The 24235-nt window shown below is 54.1% G+C and carries 22 protein-coding genes and 1 pseudogene; 21 read left to right on the forward strand and 2 right to left on the reverse strand.

What is annotated here, in order from left to right:
• The first annotated feature begins 95 nt into the window (after positions 1–95).
• The 21 genes and pseudogenes from NGM62_RS12800 (at position 96) to NGM62_RS12895 (ending at position 23571) form a co-directional block, all read left to right on the forward strand.
• Positions 96–692, forward strand: coding sequence for an RNA polymerase sigma factor (locus NGM62_RS12800; protein ID WP_262248498.1), 597 nt, complete (start codon positions 96–98; stop codon positions 690–692).
• Between the two features lie 25 nt (positions 693–717).
• Complete coding sequence (locus NGM62_RS12805) at positions 718–927, forward strand: DUF2683 family protein (RefSeq protein ID WP_262248499.1); 210 nt, start codon at positions 718–720, stop codon at positions 925–927.
• A 59-nt stretch (positions 928–986) separates the two neighbouring features.
• A complete protein-coding gene (locus NGM62_RS12810) occupies positions 987–1175 on the forward strand; it encodes a Txe/YoeB family addiction module toxin (RefSeq protein ID WP_262248501.1) in 189 nt (62 codons plus the stop codon).
• 77 nt (positions 1176–1252) lie between these two features.
• The gene (locus NGM62_RS22225; RefSeq protein WP_390937296.1) at positions 1253–1435 is read left to right on the forward strand and encodes a helix-turn-helix domain-containing protein; all 183 of its coding nucleotides are present in this window, start codon (positions 1253–1255) and stop codon (positions 1433–1435) included.
• Between the two features lie 81 nt (positions 1436–1516).
• Positions 1517–2773 (forward strand): FecR family protein, encoded by a 1257-nt coding sequence (locus NGM62_RS12815; protein WP_262248503.1) that lies wholly within the window; start codon positions 1517–1519, stop codon positions 2771–2773.
• A gap of 261 nt (positions 2774–3034) precedes the next feature.
• A complete protein-coding gene (locus NGM62_RS12820) occupies positions 3035–6394 on the forward strand; it encodes a TonB-dependent receptor (protein WP_262248504.1) in 3360 nt (1119 codons plus the stop codon).
• 12 nt (positions 6395–6406) lie between these two features.
• Positions 6407–8257: a RagB/SusD family nutrient uptake outer membrane protein gene (locus NGM62_RS12825; RefSeq protein ID WP_262248505.1), complete on the forward strand. Its 1851-nt coding sequence runs from the start codon at positions 6407–6409 to the stop codon at positions 8255–8257.
• A 14-nt stretch (positions 8258–8271) separates the two neighbouring features.
• Positions 8272–8802 carry a hypothetical protein gene (locus NGM62_RS12830; protein ID WP_262248506.1) on the forward strand — a complete coding sequence of 177 codons (531 nt, stop codon included), beginning with the start codon at positions 8272–8274 and terminating at the stop codon, positions 8800–8802.
• Positions 8799–10049, forward strand: coding sequence for a group II intron reverse transcriptase/maturase (gene ltrA / locus NGM62_RS12835; protein ID WP_262248508.1), 1251 nt, complete (start codon positions 8799–8801; stop codon positions 10047–10049). Before NGM62_RS12830 ends, ltrA (NGM62_RS12835) begins: the two co-directional genes overlap by 4 nt.
• 270 nt (positions 10050–10319) lie before the next feature.
• A complete protein-coding gene (locus tag NGM62_RS12840) occupies positions 10320–10580 on the forward strand; it encodes a hypothetical protein (protein ID WP_262248509.1) in 261 nt (86 codons plus the stop codon).
• A gap of 52 nt (positions 10581–10632) precedes the next feature.
• Entirely contained in the window at positions 10633–11904 is a 1272-nt protein-coding gene (ltrA, locus tag NGM62_RS12845; RefSeq protein ID WP_262248511.1) for a group II intron reverse transcriptase/maturase, read from the forward strand.
• The gene (locus NGM62_RS12850) at positions 11901–12050 is read left to right on the forward strand and encodes a hypothetical protein (RefSeq protein WP_262248513.1); all 150 of its coding nucleotides are present in this window, start codon (positions 11901–11903) and stop codon (positions 12048–12050) included. Before ltrA (NGM62_RS12845) ends, NGM62_RS12850 begins: the two co-directional genes overlap by 4 nt.
• Positions 12051–12153: 103 nt before the next feature.
• Complete coding sequence (locus NGM62_RS12855; RefSeq protein WP_262248515.1) at positions 12154–13824, forward strand: right-handed parallel beta-helix repeat-containing protein; 1671 nt, start codon at positions 12154–12156, stop codon at positions 13822–13824.
• Between the two features lie 278 nt (positions 13825–14102).
• Positions 14103–16004, forward strand: a complete 1902-nt coding sequence (locus NGM62_RS12860; protein ID WP_262248579.1) for an alpha/beta hydrolase family protein — start codon at positions 14103–14105, stop codon at positions 16002–16004.
• 268 nt (positions 16005–16272) lie between these two features.
• Positions 16273–17463 carry a Gfo/Idh/MocA family protein gene (locus NGM62_RS12865; RefSeq protein WP_315975868.1) on the forward strand — a complete coding sequence of 397 codons (1191 nt, stop codon included), beginning with the start codon at positions 16273–16275 and terminating at the stop codon, positions 17461–17463.
• A 32-nt stretch (positions 17464–17495) separates the two neighbouring features.
• Positions 17496–18971 (forward strand): Gfo/Idh/MocA family oxidoreductase, encoded by a 1476-nt coding sequence (locus tag NGM62_RS12870; protein ID WP_262248518.1) that lies wholly within the window; start codon positions 17496–17498, stop codon positions 18969–18971.
• Between the two features lie 30 nt (positions 18972–19001).
• On the forward strand, positions 19002–19748 hold the full coding sequence (locus NGM62_RS12875) for a glucosamine-6-phosphate deaminase (RefSeq protein ID WP_262248520.1): 747 nt from the start codon (positions 19002–19004) through the stop codon (positions 19746–19748).
• Positions 19745–21051 (forward strand): annotated as a pseudogene (locus NGM62_RS12880) (sugar MFS transporter). Before NGM62_RS12875 ends, NGM62_RS12880 begins: the two are co-directional and overlap by 4 nt.
• 16 nt (positions 21052–21067) lie before the next feature.
• Entirely contained in the window at positions 21068–22291 is a 1224-nt protein-coding gene (nagA, locus tag NGM62_RS12885; protein ID WP_262248522.1) for an N-acetylglucosamine-6-phosphate deacetylase, read from the forward strand.
• Positions 22292–22307: 16 nt separating this feature from the next.
• Positions 22308–22922, forward strand: a complete 615-nt coding sequence (locus NGM62_RS12890; RefSeq protein WP_262248524.1) for a TetR/AcrR family transcriptional regulator — start codon at positions 22308–22310, stop codon at positions 22920–22922.
• A 43-nt stretch (positions 22923–22965) separates the two neighbouring features.
• Positions 22966–23571, forward strand: a complete 606-nt coding sequence (locus tag NGM62_RS12895) for a hypothetical protein (protein WP_262248526.1) — start codon at positions 22966–22968, stop codon at positions 23569–23571.
• 27 nt (positions 23572–23598) lie between these two features.
• Here the strand turns inward: NGM62_RS12895 and NGM62_RS12900 are convergent, their stop codons facing one another.
• Positions 23599–23937 (reverse strand): HepT-like ribonuclease domain-containing protein, encoded by a 339-nt coding sequence (locus NGM62_RS12900; protein ID WP_262248527.1) that lies wholly within the window; start codon positions 23935–23937, stop codon positions 23599–23601.
• A complete protein-coding gene (locus tag NGM62_RS12905; RefSeq protein WP_262248529.1) occupies positions 23930–24226 on the reverse strand; it encodes a nucleotidyltransferase family protein in 297 nt (98 codons plus the stop codon). The genes NGM62_RS12900 and NGM62_RS12905 overlap by 8 nt, the downstream gene beginning before the upstream one ends.
• Positions 24227–24235 lie beyond the last annotated feature (9 nt).

Consider the following 24235-nt stretch of genomic DNA (forward strand, 5'->3'; position numbering starts at 1 on the left):
TTTTTAAATGGAAAATGGCTGGCTGACTTTTTCAGCAGGCCCTAAGTAACGTTGATCAATTACAGAAATATTTTCTAACTTTAGCCCCAATAACCATGGAATCTATTTCGTCATCGGCATTTTTGGATACGCAGCAACTTGATGCGCTGTTTAAGCAATATCACCGTTCGCTGTTGTATTTTGCCAAGTCGATGGTGCGCGATCAAGAGACTGCCGAAGAATTGGTGGCCGATAGTTTTGTAAAACTATGGCAACGGCGGGATGCCTTTGAGAACGGTAATAAGGTAAAAGCATTTTTGTACATCGCTACAAAAAATGCCTGTTTAAACCACCTCAAATCCGCTCACGCACGGCAGGCCTTTGAAGGCGACTCGTTGGATGTCTTACAAAGTGTAGATCCCGATAGTTATGCACAGATTGTGCGGGCCGAGCTCATGCAACAGATCCATGATGAGGTGATGAAGCTCTCCGAAAAACAACGGGAAGTGTTCAGGCTCACCTTTTTCGAAGAATTGGATACCCACGAAATTGCCGAGCGTTTGGGGATGACACCCACCGCCATTTTTGCCAACCGATCCCGTGCAATCGAAGCCCTCCGTAATATCTTTAAAAATAAGGAGCTGTGGCTTTGCTTGTTTTTGTTGGAAGAGCTGATGCGTAATGTCGGCATCGTCAAAATACTTGTATCTTAATGGTAAACCGATTATATTTGCATATATGGAAACGTTGATTATTGAACCGCAAAGCAAAAAGCAATTGGCAGCTATTAAAGCCGTTTTGAGGGCAATGGAAATCAATTTTTGGAAAACGGATGAATCGCCTTACGATCCGGATTTCGTCGCCAAAATTAAACGGGGGGATGAAGCCTTAGCGAGGGGCGAGGGTCGTACGTTAACCCTTGCGGAACTGGATGAACTATGGAAGTGATTTTCCTTCCGGAAGCACTTGAAGATTTATCCTACTGAAATAAGACAGGAAACAAACCTGTGCTCAAAAAGATTGCGCAATTAACCAAAGCCATCATGGAATCGCCTTACGCGGGAATTGGCAAACCTGAACCTTTAAAACATGATCTAAGTGGTAAATGGTCCCGCAGAATCAATCACACTGATCGATACGTCTATAAACTAGCAGCCAATCAACTCATCGTATATTCGTTAAAAGGACATTATTAAGTTGTTTTGTTCCGGTGGTGATACCAACTGCATTAAAATAAACATTTTAATGTGTATTTTAATGACTTTCGTGTATCTTGGCGCATCTCGCGGAGTTAGCAGGAGTTAACGTAAATACCGCCATCCGTATCGAGCGCGGTCAAATTAATCCCACGTTAGCAGTCGTGAACGCCATAGCGGATGTATTGGGGGTGGAAGTGATTATGGCAATCAAATCTAATATATTACAACAGCCGACACAATCTCTTGACGAGAGATAGGTGAAATAAAATAATTTCACTTCTCATGTAAGATTTCCATTCACATGTTGTTTTTATGCTCGAATGTGACCACTTTTAATCATGGAAATCACTAATAGGATCGTATACTTACTTCACAAACACATCCGCCAGGAGTTGGATGAACATGAAGCGACTGAGCTCACCACTTGGGCGGGTAGCCATCCTGCATTTCAGCAATTGCTGGATGAAGTGTCTGACGAGAAAGGCCTCACATCAGCCCTAATCGCCTTTGACCAAGTGTATGGTGGTGATCAGGCAGCATCCATTGCCCGTATGGAGAGACGTATTGCTGATGGTATGCAGGTGGTTACCGAGGGGTCGACTGAACCGACAAGATTCCGTCGCTTACGTAAATGGTTACCGTATGCTGCGGCTCTACTTATTGCTACAAGCGTCGTTACTTATTTTTTCTTAGAAGGCGGGTCAAATCAAGAACCCAAGATTGTTGATCTGAAAACCGAAGATATCGCACCGGGCGGCCATCGTGCCACACTAACGTTAGCCGACGGACAAACGATTGATTTGAGTGAGGAGCAAGCCGGGATAAAAATAGGTGACAGAATTACGTACTTGGATGGAAGTGCTGTTTTAGAACAAGGAGAAGGGACAAAGAAACAAGAAAAAGGTGGCCCCCACGGCACGGAGAAAGACAAGCTAACTACTAACTACTATGTACTAACTACTCCAAATGGCGGTACGTATCAACTAACCTTGGCCGATGGGAGCAAAGTTTGGCTCAATGCGGCATCCACATTAAAATATCCGAGTCACTTTGATAATAATGAACGTATTGTGGAGCTTGAGGGCGAAGGATATTTCGAAGTCGCAAAAGATACGAAGCGCCCATTCAAGGTACGCAGTAAGGGGCAGGAAGTGGAAGTGTTGGGTACCGAATTTAACGTGTCTGCATATCCAGACGAAGACGCAACTAAAACGACGTTAGTGGAAGGCGAAGTTCGTTTATTAGCAGACGCTACTGGTGCAAATGTGATGCTTGCGCCTAGTGAGCAGGGGAGTCTTGTTAATGATGTTATCGATGTCAGGAAGGTCAAAACCGAACTTTTTACGGCTTGGAAAGACGGCTTTTTCTATTTCGACCGCTTGCCTACGCGTGCTGCGCTGGGCCAATTAGCAAGATGGTATGATCTCGAGTTGATTTATGAGGGGCAATTGAAAAAGATGAATATGTTTGCCTATATCAAGCGGGATAAGCCGCTTAGCGCTGTGTTGACGTCATTGGAAAAAAGTGGACTGAAATTCAAGGTAACACAAGCTGGCGAGCAAAAGCAATTGATCGTTTTGGGAGAACAGCGATAAACCCTAAATTTTGATAACCAATTCAATAAACACTAAAGGAGGAGCAGGACGATGAAAACATAAACGATACATTTGTAAACAAAGCAAAAAACGGATGATGCTGACGACACCACCCGCTTATTTGCTTGGATTCGATTACCGGCATCTCGTTAGCGAAGCCGGAAACCAATTTGTTAACCATCCAAACAGTACAAATATATGATATTTACACGAGGTGTAACAGGCCATCCTTGGTCTTTTAAATACCGATTATTACTGATTATGAAACTGGCAATTTTCTTTACGCTCGCTTTTGCCTTGTATGCGACGGCTGAAAGCAAAGCCCAGAAGATAACGCTCCATGCTGAAAACGCGCGCCTTGGGGAGGTGATGAAAGAAGTTCAGAAACAGCAAGGGTATTCGTTTCTGTTCCGCGGTGACGAAATTGCAGATATGCGCGTGGATATTCACCTAAGGCAAGTGGAATTTGCGAAGGCAATGGATATGATTCTGACGAAAAGCGGGTTGGATTGGTCGTTGGACGAGGGGATTATCACGATTACGGAACGCCATTTGCCCTCCGAAACGCGCAGGCCCATGCCCCAACAACGCCGGGTTACCGGCAAGGTAACCGACGAAGAAGGGAATCCATTGCTGGGTGTCACGGTAGAGCTGAAGGGGAACGCAAGGGTAGGCACAACCACCGATGCCAACGGGGTATATGCGCTGTTGAATTTGCCAGACAATGCGACATTGATTTACCGCTATGTGGGTTACCTGGAACAGGAGATCATTGTTGGCAGCCAAACTTCGATTGACGTAACGCTGGTTTTAGATCAGGCAGGCTTGGAGGAAGTAGTGGTTGTCGGTTTCGGCCAGCAGAAAAAGGAGAGCGTGGTGGCGTCGGTATCGTCGGTGAAAGGCGAACAGTTACGCATGCCGACCCGCAGCCTATCCAATAATCTGGCTGGGCAACTGCCGGGCCTGATCGCCGTACAACGCTCGGGTGAACCTGGCTACGACAATGCTGAATTCTGGATCCGTGGGGTGAGCTCGTTTGCCGGAGGCACCACGCCGCTGGTGCTGGTGGATGGTGTTCCCCGCGAGATGAATGACATCGAACCCGATGAGATTGAAACCTTTACGCTGTTGAAGGACGCTGCAGCCACATCGGTATACGGCTCGGAAGGTGCCAATGGAGTCATCCTGATTACCTCCAAGCGGGGACGTGTGCAGAAGACGACCATCTCTTACCGGGCGGAAGCCAGCCGGCTCACCCCCACACGTGTTCCCCAGTTTGTCGGATCATACGACTACCTGTCGCTCTACAATGAAGCTCGGCGCAACGACGGACTGGCCGAGGAATTCACCGCTGAGACCCTGGAGAAATATCGGTCGGGCGAAGATCCCGATCTGTATCCGGATGTCAACTGGTGGGAGGCACTGATGCGCGACCATACCTACAACACCCGCCACACGCTTAATTTCCGTGGCGGCGGCGAACGGATGCGGTTTTTTGCTTCGGGTGCCTACTTCGGTGAGTCCGGTCTGTATAACGTACACAACGACTATGATAATAACGCCGGCGTGAAGCGCTATAACCTGCGCAGCAATGTAGACATTGACATCACACCCACCACGCTGCTGCGGCTGGATCTGAGCGGGCAATACCTCAAGGTGAATCGGTCGCCTGCGACGACCGAAACCCTATTTACGGGGATTTACAGCAGCCCGCCCCACATCATCCCGGTTATTTATTCCGATGGGACGCTTTCTTACAACAGCAGTGCGGTCACGTCCAAAAACCCCTACAACGACTTGGTGGAAAGCGGGTACCGCCGGGAATGGCGCGCGGGCATACAATCCAAAGTGGAACTGAACCAGAAATTGGATTTCTGGCTGCAGGGATTGCAGGTACGTGGTGCCGTCAGTTTCGATGCCAATTCGATATACAATACCTCCCGGCTGCGGACACCCGGCGAGTTTTTTGCCACAGGCCGCGACAGCGAAGGTAACCTTCTGTTCAACCAGATGGTCAATGCCACACCATTCGGTAACCCAACCACGAGCAGTTCGGGCAACAAAAATATCTATATGGAGGGGGCGGTCAATTACGACCAGTCGTTTGATCGGCACACCGTTGGGGGCATGTTCCTGTACTACCAGAAAGAACGGCAACTGACCGACGATGCGCTTGCCTTCCGCAAACAGGCCTGGATCGGCCGGGCGACGTACAATTTTGACCAGCGGTACATCGTTGAAGGGAATTTCAGTGTCACGGGCAGCGAGCAGTTTGCCGACGGCTACCGGTACGGATTTTTCCCTGCCGTGGGGCTGGCGTGGAATGTGGCAAACGAGCCCTACTATCCGGAAGGGTTGAAGCAGGTGCTGTCCGATCTGAAGCTCCGGGTCTCGGTGGGCCAGACGGGGAATGATAACACGGGGTCTGCCCGGTTTCTGTACCGTCCCACGTTCGGTACGTCCGACGGATATGATATCGGGATCGGAAGTACCGGATCACTCAACTCGGTGGGTACGTCCATCATCGAGGGGCGCTTCGAATCGCCGGGTCTCTCCTGGGAAATTGAGATGAAGCGGAACTACGGAGTTGATTTTGCCTTATTCAATGGTAGGGTACAGGTGCAGGCCGATTATTTCAACAACCTGCGGACCAATATCCTGTTACAGCGGCGCACCGTATCGGGCGTGGCCGGCTTCCATCAAACACCCTGGCAGAATTACGGCAGGGTGAGCAACAAAGGAATCGATGGCAGCCTGAATGCCCGACATCGATTTGGCGAACTCGAGGTGGCCCTACGGGGGAATTTCACGTTCGCACGCAATAAAATATTGGAGTACGATGAGGTCCCGACACCTTATCCTTGGATGGCCGTGACGGGGACGAGGTTAAATACATTAGCCGGCCTCCAAGTTGAGCGGCTGTTTACCGATGACGATTTCAACATCACGCAGGATGCCAACGGGAACCGTGTTTATGAACTCAAGGATGGCATCCCGGCCTTCACCCTCCTGCCCAATCCCAAGCCCGGTGACATCAAGTACATCGATTTGAACGGCGATGGGGTGGTTGATAACAATGTCGATCGGATTACGGGTTACTCCCAGCCTACTGTTCCTGAAATCATCTATGGGTTCGGAGCAAACTTATCCTATAAAGGTGCCTATGTAAGTGCATTTTTTCAGGGGGCCGGAAACGTTGCAGTGAGCCTGATAGCCGGTCAGGGCCAACGCTCGTTTGGTCTTTACTACGAAGGGGTTGGATCCTCCAGTATCCGCCGTGAAATTCTAGAAAGCCACTGGACCGAGGACAATCCCCGGCAGGACGTGCTTTATCCCCGTTTGAGTTTGAATAGAGAAAATACGCTCAGACCGACAAGTACGTGGTGGGCCCGAAACGGTGCTTTCCTCCGGCTGAAGAACGTGGAGGCAGGCTACAACTTTTCGCCGTCTTTCCTTCAGTCATCGCGGATTACCAGCCTGCGGATTTATGCAATGGGCCAGAACGTGGCTGTTTGGGATCAGGTGAAAGTGCAAGACCCGGAGATGGAGGCGTCGGATGGCGGAGCGGCAACTTACCCGCTGCCCAGCATCTGGACAATCGGTTTGGACGTTACATTCTAATTTGAAATGATTATGAAAAAAATATTGATCGGTTTTACCGCAATCTTGTTACTGATCCAGTTCCCTGCCTGCAATAAAAGTTTCCTCGACGTGTCGGATGAGCTGGCCGAAGAGTTGGATATGGAGAAAATTTTTTCCAATCCCCAGGATGCGCGGCGCTTCCATCGGAACATCTATGAGGGTATCCCCAACACGATGAACATGACCTGGTGGTCTAGTCTTACAACGCACAGGGGGCAGTCCAACGTATGGGCACTGTTGAGCGATGACCTGTGCAAGTTCGCTACCAGTTTTCCTTATTCGAGGCCGCTCGACCCTACAGATGTGATCATCTCGAGGTGGGATTATTACCAGTATATCCGGCAGGCGAACCTATTCCTGGAATGGGCCCGGGAGATTCCACGCGCTGGCTCGGGCATGGCAGATTACCTCAGTGCTTCCGAACTCCATGATCTAAAGGCTGAGGCACGTTTTTTCCGTGCGTATTACCATTACCTGCTATTTGAAGCGTACGGTCCCATTCCCATCATGGAGGTGGCTGTCAGTCCATCGGAGACTAACCTCGATTTTGCCCGGAATTCCGTGGATGAGGTGGTTGACTTTATTTACAATGAGCTGACGGCGGTAGCCGGAGAGCTGCGGGATCCCAACCTGGCGAATGAAGAGTTGTTGGCAGTACCCACGAAGGGAACAGCGTTGGCCGTCCGGGCAAGGCTGATGGTGTATGCCGCGTCTCCCCTGTTCAACGGAGGCTATGAGGAAGCGACGGGTTTGGCCAATACCGATGGGAAGTTGTTGTTCCCCGCATATGATGCTGCCAAATGGGAGCGCGCACTTGCGGCCCTGCAGGAGTTCATCGACTATGCGAACGCCGACCATTATGAACTCTTCAAAGTGTATTCAGACGGTCAGTTGGATCCTTATGGAAGTGTTTATGGTGTCCATATGTCGTACAACAAGGAAACGATTTTTGCACGCTCCCAAGATAACCAGCCGTCTGCATCATACTTTCTGGACACCAAGAACCCGCCAAGGGTTGTGACCGGATCGACGCAGGGAGCTAACACTGCCGTTACCCAGGCACTGGTCGACGCATTTTTTATGGTTGATGGCCTTTCCATTGATGAGTCGCCGCTATATTCGGAAGAAGGCTTCTCCGAAGCGGGCGATGACCTATCCGGACAGACCGAAACAGGCACCTACCGAATGTTCATCAACAGGGAACCTCGATTTTATCAAGCTGTGTTTTACAACGGCCGTAAATGGCACATCGGAAACGAGCAGGCATGGTTCAACCGGGGTGGGAATTCCGACATGAACTCGGCACGGTATCCGCTTACAGGGCACCTGATGTATAAACGGATGAGCCAACGGGTGTACCCCGGAGGGAACTATCCGAGGGAAGAATATCGCCCACCGATTGTTCATCGGCTGGCCGAATTCTACCTGCTCTATGCCGAAGCACTGAATGAGGTTAATCCAGATGATCTGCGTATCATCGAATACATAGACAAGATCAGGGAGCGTGCCGGCGTACCGCTGCTGAAAGACATCAAAGCGGACATCGTGGGTGACCGGGAAGCGCAACGGCAGGCAATCCGGGCAGAAATGCGGGTGGAATTGTGTACGGAAGGTCAGCGATATTTTGACCTCAAGCGTTGGATGATTGCCGACAAATCACCCGAGGAAGGCGGATTGGACGGACCGATCTACGGCATGGATATGTTTGCCATGACCCTGGAAGGATTCTATACGCGGACTAAGGTGCGCGATCGGGTATTTGACCGCAAGAACTATCTGATGCCGATTCCATTGGCAGAAATTCAGAAAAGTCAATTGCTGGTACAAAACCCCGGTTATTGAGTGTCACGAACAACATGAGAGTTGATGCTGTGCGTATGATGAAGGCAGGCCCTTCGGTATCGGAATGCAGGTTCCGGTATCAAACCGCCGCCAAGCTGCCTGGATTAAATGTCCCGGTAGTGAGCGTTGTTGGAAAAGGCACCCCGAGGTGTCAGGTGCCCGATAGGAAGGCGAATGCGAATGAACCGCTGAAGAGGCGTCGAAAGGATTATTTGATGTCAGAACCGATGTCCAGTATCATCATCGGGATAAGCATGGGGGGCACCTGTCTACTGCCCATGCGGCATCCGGCGTATAAGCGGCGCGAGCCTATCGGAGGCGTATGCACGGAACGTGAGAACCTGTCGTCGCGATGTAAAGGGAAAACCCCAAGCAGCGGACACTGCAAGAGGGAAAGTACCGATGCGCGGCACGGGGGCGGAACGCCCCGTATTAGTGATGAAGTCCCTGTAATGGGTACGGAGCGAAGGGGGCGTATTATCTGGCCATTTTCGAGGAGGGAAACTGCCGATGGAGTAATCCAGAAACAGGAGGTACCGAAATGAAAGGGGCGAAACCATTTGTTATAGACCGGAAGGAGCTGTACGATGCTTACCGTAAAGTTGAGAAGAACCGTGGCAGCGGCGGGGTTGACGGCGTCAGCCTGCTGGCCTTCAGCAGGGACTGGAAGAACCACCTCTACCGGCTGTGGAACCGGATGAGCTCGGGCAGCTACCTGCCACCCGCGGTGAAGCTTATCGAAATACCGAAGAAAGGGGGCGGCAATCGCCCGCTGGGTATTCCGACGATATCCGACCGCATCGGTCAGACGGTTGTGAAGGAACGGCTGGAACGGGTTGTTGACGGCATCTTCCATTCGGACAGCTACGGCTACCGACCGGGCAGGTCGGCGCACGGTGCGCTTGCCAGCGCACGGGTACGTTGTTGGAAGTGGAATTGGGTTATCGACCTTGACATCAGGGGCTTCTTCGATAACATCCCCCACGGGCTGCTGATGAAGGCCGTCAGGAAACACTGCACGGAGGGCTGGATGCTACTGTACATGGAACGGTGGCTGAAAGCGCCGCTCCAAAAGGCTGATGGCACCATCGAGGCGAGGGACAAGGGGGTTCCGCAGGGTTCGGTCATCGGGCCCGTGCTGGCGAACCTTTACCTCCACTATTGCATGGACAGCTGGCTTAGCCGCCATTTCCCGCACAGTCCGTTCGAACGCTACGCGGATGATGCCATCATCCACTGCCGCAGCGGGCTGGAAGCGAAAGAACTGCTGGACAGCCTAACGGCACGGCTGTGCGAATGCGGCCTTGAGCTGCATCCGCAGAAGACGAAGGTGGTTTACTGCAAGGACAGTAACCGTAGGATGAACCACGTTAACGTGAGTTTCGACTTTCTGGGTTACACGTTCAAACCGAGGGAGGCACAGAACAGCGTCCGCAAGGAGACCTTCACGAACTTCCTGCCTGCGGTTAGCCGGAAGGCAATGACGGCGATGAACGGGAAGATGAAGGGCTGGGGCATACTCCGGTGCAGTGATGTCACGCTACAGGACATAGCGGGGCATATCAACCCCATCGTTCAGGGATGGATCAACTACTACGGTAGATTTTACAGAACGAAGCTCAGGAATTTTATGCACATCGTAAACGTAAAGCTTGCCAAATGGGCAAGGAGCAAGTACAAGCACCTGCGTTCAAGCGAAATGAAGGCGATAAGGTGGCTTCACGGCATCAGCCGTAAGAATCCGGGATTGCTGGCACATTGGAGGTTGAATGCAGTCCCATCGGTTAATTAACAAAAGGTTAGATAATAAGAGCCGTGTAAACGGAGACGTTTACGCCCGGTTGTGCGTCCAGCAAAGGTGGACGTATCCAGTGGGTGGAAGTCCCACCGGGGTAATAGCCGAAGCCCCGTAGCTAGGTGGCATGGCGGGAAGAGATGAACGACATGAAGCCCACCGACAAGTGGATCGCAAGGCGACCAGCAAGTCATCAGGCCGCAACGCGAGTGAATGCAGAGGTAGCCTCGTAAGTGAGAAATACCGGTTGGCCGAGCCAATAACCGTATGGCGAAGGCAGCATGTCCCCCCGAAATGGCTGATACGGGGAAGACACACCGGCGGGGTGGTAGCAGCAGCATGATGGCAGGGATACGTTACGCAACTGGAGAGCCCCTCCCCATCCCGGCTTGGAAACGGCCGGAGCAGGGTAACCCCTATAACCCGTGGACGGGGAAACGGGGCGAAGATGGGAGGGAGTCGGATAGGGGCATATTAGCGGGGAAGTTCCGTAATGGGAATGGAGCGAAGGCCCCTTACCGCTGGTGATTTTCCGACGAAACGGGAGGCAAAGACGACAATGATAAAAACGTCAATAACAATGCAGGAACTGAGAAGGAAGATATACATCAAGGCGAAAGCCGAGAAGGCACACCGTTTCTGGGGACTTTATGTACATGTATGCAAGATGGAGACACTGATGGAATCCTACCGTATGGCTAAAGGGAACAACGGTTCACCCGGCATAGACGGGATGACGTTCTCGGCCATCGAGGAAAGCGGTGTCGATGGCTTCCTACGGGACGTAAAGGCCTCGCTGGAAGAGGGGACATACCGGCCGTCACGGAACAGGGTGAAGGAAATACCGAAGGGAGGGGGCAAGACCCGCAAGCTCGGCATCCCGACCATCCGCGACCGGGTTGTCCAGGGCGCGCTGAAACTGGTTCTGGAACCGGTTTTCGAGGCGGACTTCCAGGACGGATCCTACGGTTACCGGCCCAGACGGACGGCCCATCAGGCAGTGGAACGGGTGGCCGAAGCCGTGGTGAAGGAAAAGACGCGGGTCATCGATTTGGACCTGCGTTCATACTTTGATACGGTAAGGCACCATATACTGCTTGAGAAGGTGGCGAAGCGGGTATCGGACAGCAGGGTACTGCGACTGCTGAAGCAGCTGCTCAAGGCAGGCGGGAAGATGGGGGTTCCGCAGGGGGGCGTGATTTCGCCGCTCCTGAGCAATCTCTACCTGAATGAGGTGGACAGGATGCTCGAGCGGGCGAAGGAAGTCACCCGGGAGGGCAGGTACACCCACATCGAGTATGCCCGGTTTGCCGATGACTGCGTGGTACTGGTGGACGGCCACCGGAAATGGGACTGGCTATGGGCCGGGGTAGTCAGGAGACTGCGCGAGGAGCTGGACAAGGTGCAGGTGCACATCAACGAGGAGAAGACCAAGCTGCTGGACTTGGGCAAAGGGGACAGTTTCGGCTTCCTCGGGTTCGAGTTCCGGCGGACAAGGACACGCTCACGGAAGTGGGGCGTGAACTACCGGCCGAAGATGCAGGCACGGGTCAAGCTGCTCGACAAACTGAAAGATGTGTTCCGCAGGCACGGATCACAGCCACTGACAAGGGTGAGGGACCTGATCAATCCGATACTTCGGGGCTGGGTACGTTACTTCCGTATCGGGCATTCGAGCCGGACATTCGGATATGTAAGGGACTGGCTCACCAAGAAGATGCGCAGGCACCTGATGAAAGCCAAGGGAAAACGAGGTTTCGGTTGGAAGCGATGGAGTACGCGGGGGCTGTATGCGATGTACAACGTATACAACGACTTCAGGGTCACCCCCCGGAAAGTCGCCCCGACATGATAGGCCATAAGCCTGATGCGAAGCCATCGGGAAAGCGCAGTGCGTTAAATGCGCACGCTGCGTTTGACGAGGCGGGCGGTGGAAACATGGTTGAGGAAGAACCGATGCGCCACCGCTCGACCCTACCTGTGAGAATCTCGGGCTGAAATGCCCGGGTTTACTTGACGATAGCCGTAGGGCAGCAGCTAATCTAGCGGCTGCAAACACCAAATTTTAAAAACTTAATCTTGATAAGTTATGAAAACGCTTATGATAAAACGTTTGCTGGTAATTATTGCAATGATTACCGCGTTTATGCTTCACGGTTGTGAGAAGTGGGTCGAGGGAGGTATGACGGAGGTCGATCCCGACACCACCGCCACCACCGAGGTCAATGTGCTGGACTTCGAGTCTGCAGCTACCACGGATCACGAAATGATCCAGTTGGCCATTAACTACGCGTACGATAACGGCATTGCTAGTGTATTTGTACCTGCGGGCATGTACGAAATCGATGCCGCCGGTGTCAACGGCGATCGCGGTATCGGCCTTAAAGACGGCATCACCCTCCGGCTGGATCCGGCGGCGGTACTGAAGGCCATACCGAATGCCGCGAACCATTACAGTATCGTCCGTGTTTGGGATGTGAGCCGCGTTAAAGTGACCGGCGGTACGATCCTGGGTGAGCGGAATGAACACACGGGTACGACCGGCGAATATGGTATGGGGATCGATATCCGCAATTCGGATAGTGTAACGGTTCAAGATGTTCTTATCAAATACTGCTGGGGCGACGGCATTTACGTGTCGGGAGAAACTGTAGGTTGCCGTGATGTGCTGATCGATAATGTTACCTGCGATTCCAACAGAAGACAAGGTATTTCTGTTGAAAATATCGATGGTTTTGTTTTGCGGAACTCCGTTTTGTCCAATACGATAGGCACTGCTCCGCAGTCGGGGATTGATATAGAACCGTATTTAAGCACGCAATCTGTCAGAAATGTGCTGATTACCGGCACCTCTTTCCTGAAAAACAGGGGGAAGGGGCTGACCATCTTTGCGGCATACGGTGAAGTTTCCGATGTCCGTGTTGAAAACTGCATTGCAGACAGCAATTATAATGCAGGCATACAATTGAATTCGGGTGCGCCTATGCCAGGAGAGAAAAATTTACAACGTGTCTCCATCTCCAATGTTACGATCACCAATACGGTTCAGGACGGGTTGTTTATCCGAACATCTGCGAACATTGACGTGGATAGTACGCGGGTTCTCGATTCCGGTCTCCGGGGTATCTGGGTGGTGAACAGCAGCGACATCGCGCTGGATTCGTTCACCGTGCGGAACACCGCTAAGGAAGCCAGGGAAGGAGTTGTCGTCATATCCGATAGTGAACGCATCGCTGCCAGCCGCGGGATTATTGATGTTGGATATGCCACGCCTGACGTGTTTACGCTCATCGGTTCGGATAGCCTTACATTTTCGTCGCTGTCGGTTTCGGGTGGTGCTACTGGACTTGATGGGAAAAACCTGACGAACGTATTGGTTTCGGATGTAGACTTCAGCGCACAGGCCGGCGATGGTGTTCGTTTGGATAGCGTGTATCACAGCGTTTTCGAAGACAGCCATTTTGAAGGCATTGGCAAAACGCCGGTGTATCTCCATAATGGGGCCGATAATGAATTCACGGGCAATTCGTTTATCGGGAACTGCCATGCCAGCAACGATACGTATTCCGTTTTACAATTAAGTGGAAGCAGCAACGGCAACACCATTTCCAATAATTCCATCCAACAGGGCAGCCATACCAACAAAGCCAAATATGGCATTTGGCTGATGCCGACCACGTCTTCGAATACCGTGTCATCCAATACCATTGCTAACGACGCTTACGTGGTTTCGGCGATATTGGATGAGGGAAGCGGCAATGTTGTCAATTGATTGAATTTAGGCGGTTCGGGTCGGAGCCTTTAGATGAAGCAGCTTGAGAACAGTTAGCAAAATTTCAAATCATAATATGTTTAAAAATGAGTTCGAGAAGGGATTTCCTGAGAATCACGGGCGTAGGGGGGATTAGTGCGCTGGCCGCCGGTACGTCCGCGCCGCTGCCTGCGTTTGCCGCTGGCCGGACGGGTCGCCCGGCCAGCGCGGCGGATGGGCCGGGGCCGGGGGCGCTCCACCGTTTCCCGCGCATGGTGCAGGAGTACATGGCCTGCCGCATGCGGGAAGCAGAGCGGGAAGCCGACCGGGTGCGGGGCGGGTTGAAAACAAGGGCGGATGCGGAGGCGTACGTGGAATCGGTACGCGCGAAGATCAATAAGATATTGGGACCCTGGCCGGATAAGACACCACTGAACGCCCGGGTCACCGGGACGGTTGAGCGGGATGGCTACACCATCGAGAAGGTGGTCTTCGAAAGCCGGCCGGGCTTCCCGGTGACGGCCAACCTGTACCTTCCGAAAGGCCAAAAACGGCCAGTGCCCGGTGTATTGGGCCTGTGCGGGCATAGTGCCAACGGGAAGGCGGCGGAGCCCTACCAGTCGTTCAGCCAGGGGCTGGCCAGGAAGGGCTATGCCGTGCTGACCATCGATCCGGTGGGGCAGGGGGAGCGGCTGCAATACGTAGATGGGGATATGGAGCCGACCGTCGGCACCGGCGTATTGGAACATAATCTCATGGGCAACCAGCTCCTGCTGACCGGAGACTCGCTGAGCGGCTGGTTCGCGTGGGACGGGATCCGTGCGCTGGATTACCTGCTCAGCAGGCCCGAAGTCGACCCGAAGCACATCGGCGTGACGGGGATCTCGGGCGGCGGCACACAAACCAGCCTGCTCTGCGGCGTCGACACCCGCATCACCATGGCCGCGCCGGGCTGTTACACGACCACCTGGCGGCGGAATCTGGAGAACGAGGAGGCCGCGGATTCGGAGCAGTGCCCGCCGGGTGCGATCGCCGAGGGGCTGGACCACAGCGATTTCCTGGTTGCGATGGCCCCGAGGCCGGTGATCATGCTGGCGCAGGAGAGGGATTTCTTCGATGTGCGCGGCACCATCGAAGCCTTCGGGCGCGTGAAGCATGTCTACCGGTTGCTGGGTGCGGAAGAAAACGTAGCATGCTTTGTCGGATCGGGTTACCACGGTTACGCGCAGGAACTCCGGGAGGCGATGTACGGCTGGTTCAACCGGTTCACCGGATCGGCAACGGGGCACCTGGAGCCGCCCCTTACCCTTGAAGATGATAAAACCCTTCAGTGTACCCCCCAAGGGCAGGTTAACGCATTGGGTACGAAAACCGTTGCGGCATTTACGCGTGATCGGGCCGCCTCGCTGGCTGGACGGAGAACCGTGCCATCGGAGGCGGAGCTTAAAAAGCGGGTGCTGGGCTGCCTGAAGCTCCCGGCAGGGGGCGGGGTGCCCGACTACCGGATCCTGCGCAACATGGGCGGGCGCTCCTATCCGAGCAAGCATGCGGTGCACTATGCGGTGGAGACCGAGGCGGGGGTTTTCGCATTGCTCTATCTACTTCGGGATGAGGTCCACTACTCCCGCCTTCCCACACAGCAGGGTCCGGCCATCCTGTACGTGGCGGATCGTTCGTCAGACAGCGAGCTTCGGGCCGAGCCGCTGATCAAAGAGCTATTTACCCGATACCCGGGCACTACATTTTATGCTTGTGACGTCCGTGGTATCGGTGAATCGGAGCCGAACACCACCAGTCGGGGATTCGACACCCCGTACGGGAGCGATTACTTCTACGCATCGTATGGACTGATGCTGGATTACCCGTATGCGGGGCAGCGGACCCACGACCTGCTGCAGGTCATCCGCCTGCTGGGGTCCGCCGGCCACACGGGCATCCATCTGGTGGGTAAGGGATGGGGGGCCATCCCGGCCACGTTTGCGGCACTGCTGTCGGATAAGATAACCCAGGTCACCTTGAAGAACGCCCTCACGGCATACGGCGATGTCGCGCGGCGCGACTTCTATGACTGGCCGCTTTCGGCCTTTTTGCCGGGTGTGCTGGCGCATTTCGATCTCCCCGATTGCTACGCGGCCCTGGAGCGCAAGGGCCTTACCCAGATAGCACCCTGCCCGGCCAGTTACCCGGGCGGGAAACGATAACACAAACAGAAAAGACATGTCAAACAGAAGAACATTCCTCAAACAGTCCGGCCTTGCGGGTGCCGGTATTCTCGGATCACCATTGTTCACCGCTGTCGGCGCTAACGGTAGCAGCCTGCCCGGTGAGCGGCTTGCGGAGATCCGCCGGCAGGCGGCTTCCCGCCACCGCCAGTCCTCCAACATGTGCGGCTATGCGGCACCGCCCATCGGCACGGTCCGCATCGGGTTCATCGGTGTGGGCAACAGGGGTTCGGCCGCCGTACAGCGCATGGGCTACCTCCAGGGCGTGGCCATCCAGGCCATCTGCGACGTACGGCCCGAAAAGGCGGCGGCAGCCAAGGGACGCATCAAAAGCCCCGGCCATGGGGCCACCCTGTATACCGACGGCCCCGAATCGTGGAAAGCGGTATGTGACCGCGATGACATCGATCTCATTTACATTGCCACGCCCTGGAAACTCCACGCGCCCATAGCCCGGTACGCCATGGAGCATGGCAAGCATGTGGCCGTGGAGATCCCGGCAGCCACGACGGTGGCCGATTGCTGGAGCCTGGTGGAGACCTCTGAAAAAACGAAGAAACACTGCGTGATGCTGGAGAACTGCTGCTATGGCTTTTTCGAACTACTCACCCTCAACATGGCGCGGCAGGGTTTCTTCGGCGAACTGATCCATGGCGAGGGTGCATACATCCATGATATCCTCGACAGCCTGGTGGAACCGGAGAAGCGTTTCGGCTATTGGCGGCTGGAGGAGAACACGCACCGCAACGGCAACCTGTACCCCACCCACGGCCTTGGCCCCATCTGCCAGGCGATGGGCATCAACCGCGGGGACAGGCTGGCCTACATGACCTCGATGGCATCTGATGATTTCATGCTGGCGGAGCTTGTTGAAAAATCGGCGGGAACGAACCCTTCCCTGCGGGAGCATATCGGCCCGATGGTACGCGGCAACATGAACACGAGCACCATCCGCACCGCCAAGGGGCGGACCATCATGCTGCAGCACGATGTGTCCTCGCCCAGGCCGTACTCCCGCATCCACCTGCTCAGCGGCACGGCGGGCACCGCACGCCAGTACCCATTGCCCGGCCGTATCGCCACCGGCCACGAAGATTGGCTGAATGACGATGAGTTTGCAACGTTGGAAGAACGGTACACCCCGCCCATCGTTAAACGGATCGGCGAGCTGGCAAAAAAGGTGGGCGGCCATGGGGGGAAGGATTTCCTGATGGACTGGCGGCTGATCGACTGCCTCCGCAATGGGCTGCCCATGGACATGGACGTATACGATGCCGCCGCATGGAGCGTGATCGGCCCGCTCAGCGAATGGTCGGCAGCCAACCGGAGCGCCTCCATCGACATTCCCGATTTTACCAACGGGGCCTGGGAAAACAATGCCCCGATTGATCTCACCCTGGAAAAGGGCGGGAATACCGATGTGGTTTTATCCAGTTAAAAAGACTTGAAAACGTAAATAATATAATTAGGATGGATCACATCCGCAACGGACGATATAACTTAACGATAACTAAACACAATATGGAAACATCCGTTTCAAGAAAAAAATTTTTGCATGCGGTAAGCTTGATAGCTGCCGGTGCAGCGGTGACACTCCCGGAACCCGCATTCGGGATGGGGCGGAAGCTGCGGGTCACATTGGTGGGCACGGGGGTCCGCGGCATCTCATTCTGGGGCCGCCGGCTCATGGAGCATTACGCGGACCACCTGCAATTCGTGGGGCTGTGCGATGCCAATCCGGGCCGCATGGAATACGCCAGGGAATACATGGGGGTCGACTGCCCGCTCTTCACCGATTTCGACCGGATGGTGGCGCAGGCGGAACCGGACCTGGTCATCGTGAGCACGCCGGATTCCACCCACCACGGTTTCATCATCAAGGGGCTGGCGGCGGGCTGCGACGTCATCACGGAAAAGCCATTGGCCACGGATGAATCCAAGGCACAGGCCATCCTGGATGCGGAACGTAAATACGGGAAGAACCTGATCGTGGGTTTCAACTACCGCTGGAGCCCGTACATGACAAAGATAAAGGAGCTGCTGCAGGGGGGGGCCATCGGGGAAGTCACCTCGGTCGACTTCCACTGGTACCTGAACATCCACCACGGTGCCTCCTATTTCCGGCGGTGGAACGGGCTGATGGAATACGGCGGATCGCTCTGGGTGCATAAGGCGACGCACCATTTCGACCTGCTGAACTGGTGGCTGGACTCGGAGCCGGAGGAGGTCTTTGCCTACGGTGCGCTTGAGCATTACGGGAAGAACGGGGCGTTCCGCGGGGCGAGCTGCCGGTCATGCGCCTATAAGGATAGGTGCGCATACCATTGGGACATTACCAAGGACCGGCACAGCATGAAGCTCTACGCCGAGAACGAAGCCTTCGACGGCTACATCCGGGACAGCTGTGTTTACCGCGAGGAGATCGATATCTATGATAAGATGTCGGCGCAGATCAGGTATGCCGATGGCGCGGTGGCGAACTATTCGCTGACCACCTACTCCCCCTTCGAGGGCTGGCGGGTCGCTTTCAACGGGCACGGGGGGAGGCTGGAGGCTTGGCTGGACATCCCGTGGATGGGAAACGGACAGTTGGACCAGGAAAGCCTCCACGCAGCGGAAATGAACCAGGGCGGGGCGTCGGATGCCATCCACGAACCGGTTATCGTCCATAAGAACTGGGAGGACCACCGGGTTATCCAGGTAACCAGTGAGCGGAGCGGGCATGGCGGGGGCGACCGCAGGCTGCATGACCGGCTGTTCCGGTTTACGGATGCACCCGATCCCCATGGCCATTCGGCGGGGGTGCGCGATGGGGTGATGTCCATGCTCATCGGGGTTGCCGCCCGCAAGAGCATTGCGCAGGGATGCCCGGTGAAAATCGCATCGCTGACCGACCTGGTCCCCTTGGCGAAAAGGGGTGCCGCCCAGGGACGGTCCGGGGAATAATCTTTTATCATATAAATTTCAATAACAGTTATGGAAATCCACATTTTTGCCGATGCAGAGAAGTTAGGGGAAGCCGCCGGGAAGGATGCGGCAACCCGGATAAAGCGCGCGATTGCCGCAAAGGGCGGTGCGAACATCATCCTGGCCACCGGGACGAGCCAATTCGAGACCATCAAGCAGCTGGTTGCGGCAGGCGGCATCGATTGGTCCAAGGTAACCATGTTCCACCTGGACGAGTATATCGGCCTGCCCATCACGCACGGGGCCAGCTTCCGCAGGTACCTGAAAGAACGGTTCCTGGACCTGGTACCGCCCCTGAAAGCCGCCCACCTCATCGACGGTGAAACCGAGCCCGGGGCGGAGGCCGAACGGTTGGGCGGGTTGATCGCAGCCCATCCCATCGACGTGGCATTGGTGGGGATCGGGGAAAACGGGCACCTGGCGTTCAACGACCCGCCGGCCGACTTCGGGACGGACAAACCGTACCTTATCGTTGACCTCGACGCGCCCTGCCGTGCCCAGCAATACAACGAAGGGTGGTTCGCTTCGGTGGATGAGGTGCCGGCACAAGCCATCAGCATGTCCGTCAACCAGATCATGAAATCCAAGCACATCATCTGCTCCGTACCGGATGCCCGCAAGGCACAGGCAGTCAAGGACAGCGTGGAACAGCAGGTGAGTAACCTATTTCCGGCCAGTATCCTCCAACGTCATGGTCGCTGTGGCTTTTACTTGGATAAAGAATCAGCCCGGTTCTTGTCAAAGGGCTGCGTATGACAGGGGTAACCTCGGTAGACTCGCTGACCAAGCGCCAGACCTATATCTCGATAGGTATTATCGGGATACTGTTTTTTATCTTCGGTTTCGTATCGTGGGTCAATGCGATCCTGATTCCTTATTTCAAGATCGCATGCGAGTTGAACCATTTCCAGTCTTATCTGGTCGCATTCGCATTCTATATCGCATACTTTGTCGTTTCCGTTCCTTCAGCCTACCTGCTTAAGCGAGTCGGGTTTAAAAATGGGATGATGGTGGGCTTCTGGCTCATGGCGCTCGGTGCCGCTATCTTTGTGCCGGCAGCATTGATGCGCGCATATGAGGTGTTCCTGGTGGGGCTTTTCACGATAGGGGGAGGGTTAGCCATCCTCCAGACGGCTGCAAACCCCTACATTACCGTCCTCGGCCCTAAAGAACGGGCCACGCAACGCATCAGCATTATGGGGATTTGTAACAAGGGCGCAGGTATATTGGCTCCCTTGGCTTTTGCAGCTGCCATCCTGCAACCAACAGACAGCGAGCTGTTCGCTCAGATTCCGCTGATGGACGAGGAGGCCCGCGCGCGCACCCTGGATGCGCTGATCCGCCGGGTAATTTTCCCCTATATTTGCGTAAGCGGTGTATTGGTTGTCTTGGGGCTGGTTGTACGCTATTCACCCTTGCCCGAAATCGATACGGAACACGAACCCGCCGATGTTGCCTTGCGCAACGAGGATAAAACGAGCATTTTCCAGTTCCCGCACCTTATCCTGGGAGCCTTTGCCATATTTTTGCACGTAGGCACACAGGTGATCGCCATAGACACGATCATCGGTTATGCCGGCTCAATGGATATTGATTTATTCCAGGCCAAATCTTTCCCCTCCTACACGCTTGCTGCCACCATCGTGGGTTACTTGATTGGTATTATCTGCACACCGAAATTCCTCACCCAGCTGCCTTACGGGTCTGTACATTGTTAGGTCTAGGGTTCACCTTCGGTATCCTGTGGCTTTCGGGGACGGTACGTCTGCTTGGACACGAGGCGGATATCTCCATTTGGTTCATTGTACTGTTAGGCCTGGCCAATTCCCTGGTTTGGGCAGGCATTTGGCCGCTTGCGCTCGATGGGCTGGGGCGGTTTACAAAACTCGGAAGTTCAATTATGATTATGGGGCTATGCGGCAATGCACTGCTTCCCTTACTCTACGGTTACCTCGCAGACAGCCATTCGCTCCGCGGCGGCTATTGGGTGCTTGTGCCGTGCTACCTTTACCTTATTTTTTACGCGTTCAGGGGATACCGCTTGCGGCGGTGGTCGTAACCAAACACACAACATTATGGAACAAGCAAGCTCTATCAAGATCATCAATGCGCGGGCAATCACTCCCCACCGTATCATCAGCGACGGCTGTGTGGTTATTAAGGATGGCAAGATACAGTATGTCGGCACTGAAAATGCGGATGTGCCCGACGCTACCGTTGTCGATGCGCAAGGCCTTTACTTGGCGCCCGGCTTCATCGACCTCCATGTCCATGGCGGCGGCGGGCACGACTTCATGGACAATACCGTTGCGGCATACCGCGCTATTGCCGAGACCCATGCCCGCTTTGGTACCACAGCCTTGTGCCCCACAACACTTACCGCCGGGAAGGGCGATCTGCTCCGTACTCTCGAGGTGTATGGCAACGCCGCCGGCCAGCATACACGGGGAGCACAGTTCGTGGGGCTGCACCTGGAGGGGCCGTATTTCGCGATGAACCAACGCGGGGCGCAGGATCCGAAGTACATCCGCAATCCCGATGCGGGCGAATACCGTGAGATCCTTGCCGCCTCACCGCATATCCGCCGATGGAGTGCGGCACCCGAGTTGCCGGGCGCCATGGCGTTCGGCCGCTACCTCCGTTCGCAGGGGGTGTTGGCAGCCGTAGCCCACACCGATGCGGTATATGAAGACGTGGTGGAAGCTGTCGAAAATGGCTATACGTTGTCCACGCATCTTTATTCCGGTATGTCCGGTGTTACGCGGCGCAACTGCTTCCGATACGCTGGAGTAATCGAAGCCGCATACCTCCTGGATGCCATGGACGTCGAGATCATCGCCGACGGTGTGCACCTGCCCGCGCCTTTGTTGAAGCTGGTACATAAAATCAAGGGCCCCCATCGAACGGCCCTGATTACGGACGCTATGCGCGGTGCGGGTATGCCACCGGGTAAAAGCGTGTTGGGAAACAAAGATACGGGTTTGGAAGTCCTTATTGAAGACGGTGTGGCAAAACTACCTGACCGCAGCTCTTTTGCGGGAAGTGTGGCCACCGCCGATCTGCTGGTCCGCAACATGGTTAACCTCGCAGGGATATGCCTTGCCGACGCTGTTCAAATGATGACCAGCACACCCTCCCGGATATTGGGATTACAAGACACCAAGGGAACATTGGCGGAGGGCATGGATGCGGATGTCGTTTTATTCGACGAGGAAATCACCATCAAGGCTACGTTTGTTAACGGCACGCCCGTTTACTTAGCCGAACAGTTTAACCTACCAAGGCTTCATTGCTACTAAGAAACAACTTCTCCTGATGAAAGACAAAGAGCGGACCAAACGACAGATTATCGATGCCATCGGCACCGTAATGGCGGATGAGGGTTATGAAAAGCTAGGCGTAAACCGCGTGGCTCGTACAGCCGGCTACTCCAAGGAGTTAATTTACCGCTATTTTCAGGGGATGGATGGCGCAGTTACCGAGTTTTTTACAGAAAATGATTACTGGTTGAATGCGCTGGCGGATGTGAATACGTCCAGACTGGAGGGTCCAGCAGCTGGCGGGCGGCTTTGCGACGTGGTCGTAGCCGTTCTGCAGAACCAAATGTTGGATTACTTTGAGGAACCTGTGCTGCGTGAGCTGATCGCGCAAAGCGTCGACCGCAAACCGAGTCGGTTGAAGCGGCAGTTTGCCGAAGCCCGCGAGGCGGTGGGTGAGCAGGTATTGCGGTTGACCGATCAATGTTTAGCCGTAAGGGATATCCCGTTTCGTGGAATCGCAGCCATCTTCGTGGCCGGTACCTACTACGCCGCGTTGCACGCCAATCGCAACCGGGGCCGGATGTGCAAACTGGATTTGAATGCGCCGGCTACGCAGGAACAGCTGTTGAAAGCAATTGAACATACCATGAAAAAACTGTTTATGAACTAAATATTCACTTTTTCCTGTCGGGAAATCAAACTAAGCTGTTGCAATGATTGATCCTCGTTCGAGGATGCTGGCGGCCGTACGCCACATCCTCAACACGGAGGGGAGCCGTGCATTAACATCCCGTAATGTAATCCGCGTAGCCGGTTTGCCACCTAAAGGCCGTTGGATAAAAAAACACTTTAACAATACGGATGGCCTGCTCACGGCCTACCTCGTACAAGCCGACTTCTGGCTGCGCCTGGACGATACAATCGGTACGATCCGCACGGATGATTTGAATGACTGTACTCGACTGAAGGCGCTGGTGGTCCGTATACTTCATCACCAATTGGATTGCTTCTTCGACTCCCGTGAAATGCAGGAGCTCATGGTGTGGGGCATCTCTCGTCCGCGAAGCCGGTTGAAACGGGAATTTTCGGATGCCCGTGAGCGGGCCGCGGCGGAATTGCTCACCGCCGCCGATCGGCTTCTCGGCTCGCGCGAGATTCCGTTCTTGCCGATGGCCGTGTTTCTGGTCGGCGCTTGCTACTTCCTGCCGTTCCACGCTGCGCAGAACCTGAGTACATTCTGTGGCTTGGATTTGACTACGGAAGAAGGAAAGAAAGAGGTGTATGATGCCGTGGCTTATCTGGTGAATGACGTGTTGTGAATATCAGGTATTCAGATTGGCATAGCTTTAATGCGTCTCTATAATTCGTGATATTTGCCGTTTAAGCTCAGGTATCTTATTGATAATTACGTCCCAAACAATTTTGTAATTTATACCCATGTAATCGTGGATAAGCCGATCTCGCATGCCTGCCATACTTTTCCAATTGATTGATGGATACCGGTCCCTAAAATCAGGCGAAATCTTTTTTGTTGCTTCGCCAATAATTTCCAGACTGCGTACGACAGCACGTTTCAGTGTCTCATCCTCAATGAAGGTGTTGTACGATAACTCAGTTTTTGCGTTTGTCAGATAGGAACATTCGTCTAAAATATGTCTGAGATATTCGTGTACATCTTTAGACATAAATTACCTCGTTTAGGATTTTGGGACCGATGTAAGGGCTAAGGCCGTTTTTAGTCACCACCTCCACTCGTTTGCCGTTAAACAAACTTTCAAGCAAATCGTATGTCGCCATATAGTTGTCGAATGTTTCCTTATCACCTTCAAAGTCAAGCAAAATATCGATATCACTTTCTTCGTTTTGGCTCTCCCTCGCGTACGAACCGAATAAGCCTATGCTTTTGATGCCAAATTTTGCTAGTGCTTTTTTATTTCCCTTTATGGCGGCTAACACCTCGCTTTTAGACTTCATGACATTCCT

The sequence above is a fragment of the Parapedobacter soli genome, assembly GCF_025460835.1.
GTDB classification, from domain to species: Bacteria; Bacteroidota; Bacteroidia; order Sphingobacteriales; family Sphingobacteriaceae; genus Parapedobacter; species Parapedobacter soli.

Bases quoted from the DNA above. Each gene is read 5' to 3' on its own strand.
- NGM62_RS12800 (WP_262248498.1), top strand. From the start codon at position 96: ATGGAATCTATTTCGTCATCGGCATTTTTGGATACGCAGCAACTTGAT.
- NGM62_RS12805 (WP_262248499.1), top strand. From the start codon at position 718: ATGGAAACGTTGATTATTGAACCGCAAAGCAAAAAGCAATTGGCAGCT.
- NGM62_RS12815 (WP_262248503.1), top strand. From the start codon at position 1,517: ATGGAAATCACTAATAGGATCGTATACTTACTTCACAAACACATCCGC.
- NGM62_RS12820 (WP_262248504.1), top strand. From the start codon at position 3,035: ATGAAACTGGCAATTTTCTTTACGCTCGCTTTTGCCTTGTATGCGACG.
- NGM62_RS12825 (WP_262248505.1), top strand. From the start codon at position 6,407: ATGAAAAAAATATTGATCGGTTTTACCGCAATCTTGTTACTGATCCAG.
- NGM62_RS12830 (WP_262248506.1), top strand. From the start codon at position 8,272: ATGAGAGTTGATGCTGTGCGTATGATGAAGGCAGGCCCTTCGGTATCG.
- ltrA (WP_262248508.1), top strand. From the start codon at position 8,799: ATGAAAGGGGCGAAACCATTTGTTATAGACCGGAAGGAGCTGTACGAT.
- NGM62_RS12840 (WP_262248509.1), top strand. From the start codon at position 10,320: ATGGCGAAGGCAGCATGTCCCCCCGAAATGGCTGATACGGGGAAGACA.
- ltrA (WP_262248511.1), top strand. From the start codon at position 10,633: ATGCAGGAACTGAGAAGGAAGATATACATCAAGGCGAAAGCCGAGAAG.
- NGM62_RS12850 (WP_262248513.1), top strand. From the start codon at position 11,901: ATGATAGGCCATAAGCCTGATGCGAAGCCATCGGGAAAGCGCAGTGCG.
- NGM62_RS12855 (WP_262248515.1), top strand. From the start codon at position 12,154: ATGATAAAACGTTTGCTGGTAATTATTGCAATGATTACCGCGTTTATG.
- NGM62_RS12860 (WP_262248579.1), top strand. From the start codon at position 14,103: ATGCGGGAAGCAGAGCGGGAAGCCGACCGGGTGCGGGGCGGGTTGAAA.
- NGM62_RS12865 (WP_315975868.1), top strand. From the start codon at position 16,273: ATGGGCTACCTCCAGGGCGTGGCCATCCAGGCCATCTGCGACGTACGG.
- NGM62_RS12870 (WP_262248518.1), top strand. From the start codon at position 17,496: ATGGATCACATCCGCAACGGACGATATAACTTAACGATAACTAAACAC.
- NGM62_RS12875 (WP_262248520.1), top strand. From the start codon at position 19,002: ATGGAAATCCACATTTTTGCCGATGCAGAGAAGTTAGGGGAAGCCGCC.
- nagA (WP_262248522.1), top strand. From the start codon at position 21,068: ATGGAACAAGCAAGCTCTATCAAGATCATCAATGCGCGGGCAATCACT.
- NGM62_RS12890 (WP_262248524.1), top strand. From the start codon at position 22,308: ATGAAAGACAAAGAGCGGACCAAACGACAGATTATCGATGCCATCGGC.
- NGM62_RS12895 (WP_262248526.1), top strand. From the start codon at position 22,966: ATGATTGATCCTCGTTCGAGGATGCTGGCGGCCGTACGCCACATCCTC.
- NGM62_RS12900 (WP_262248527.1), bottom strand. From the start codon at position 23,937: ATGTCTAAAGATGTACACGAATATCTCAGACATATTTTAGACGAATGT.
- NGM62_RS12905 (WP_262248529.1), bottom strand. From the start codon at position 24,226: ATGAAGTCTAAAAGCGAGGTGTTAGCCGCCATAAAGGGAAATAAAAAA.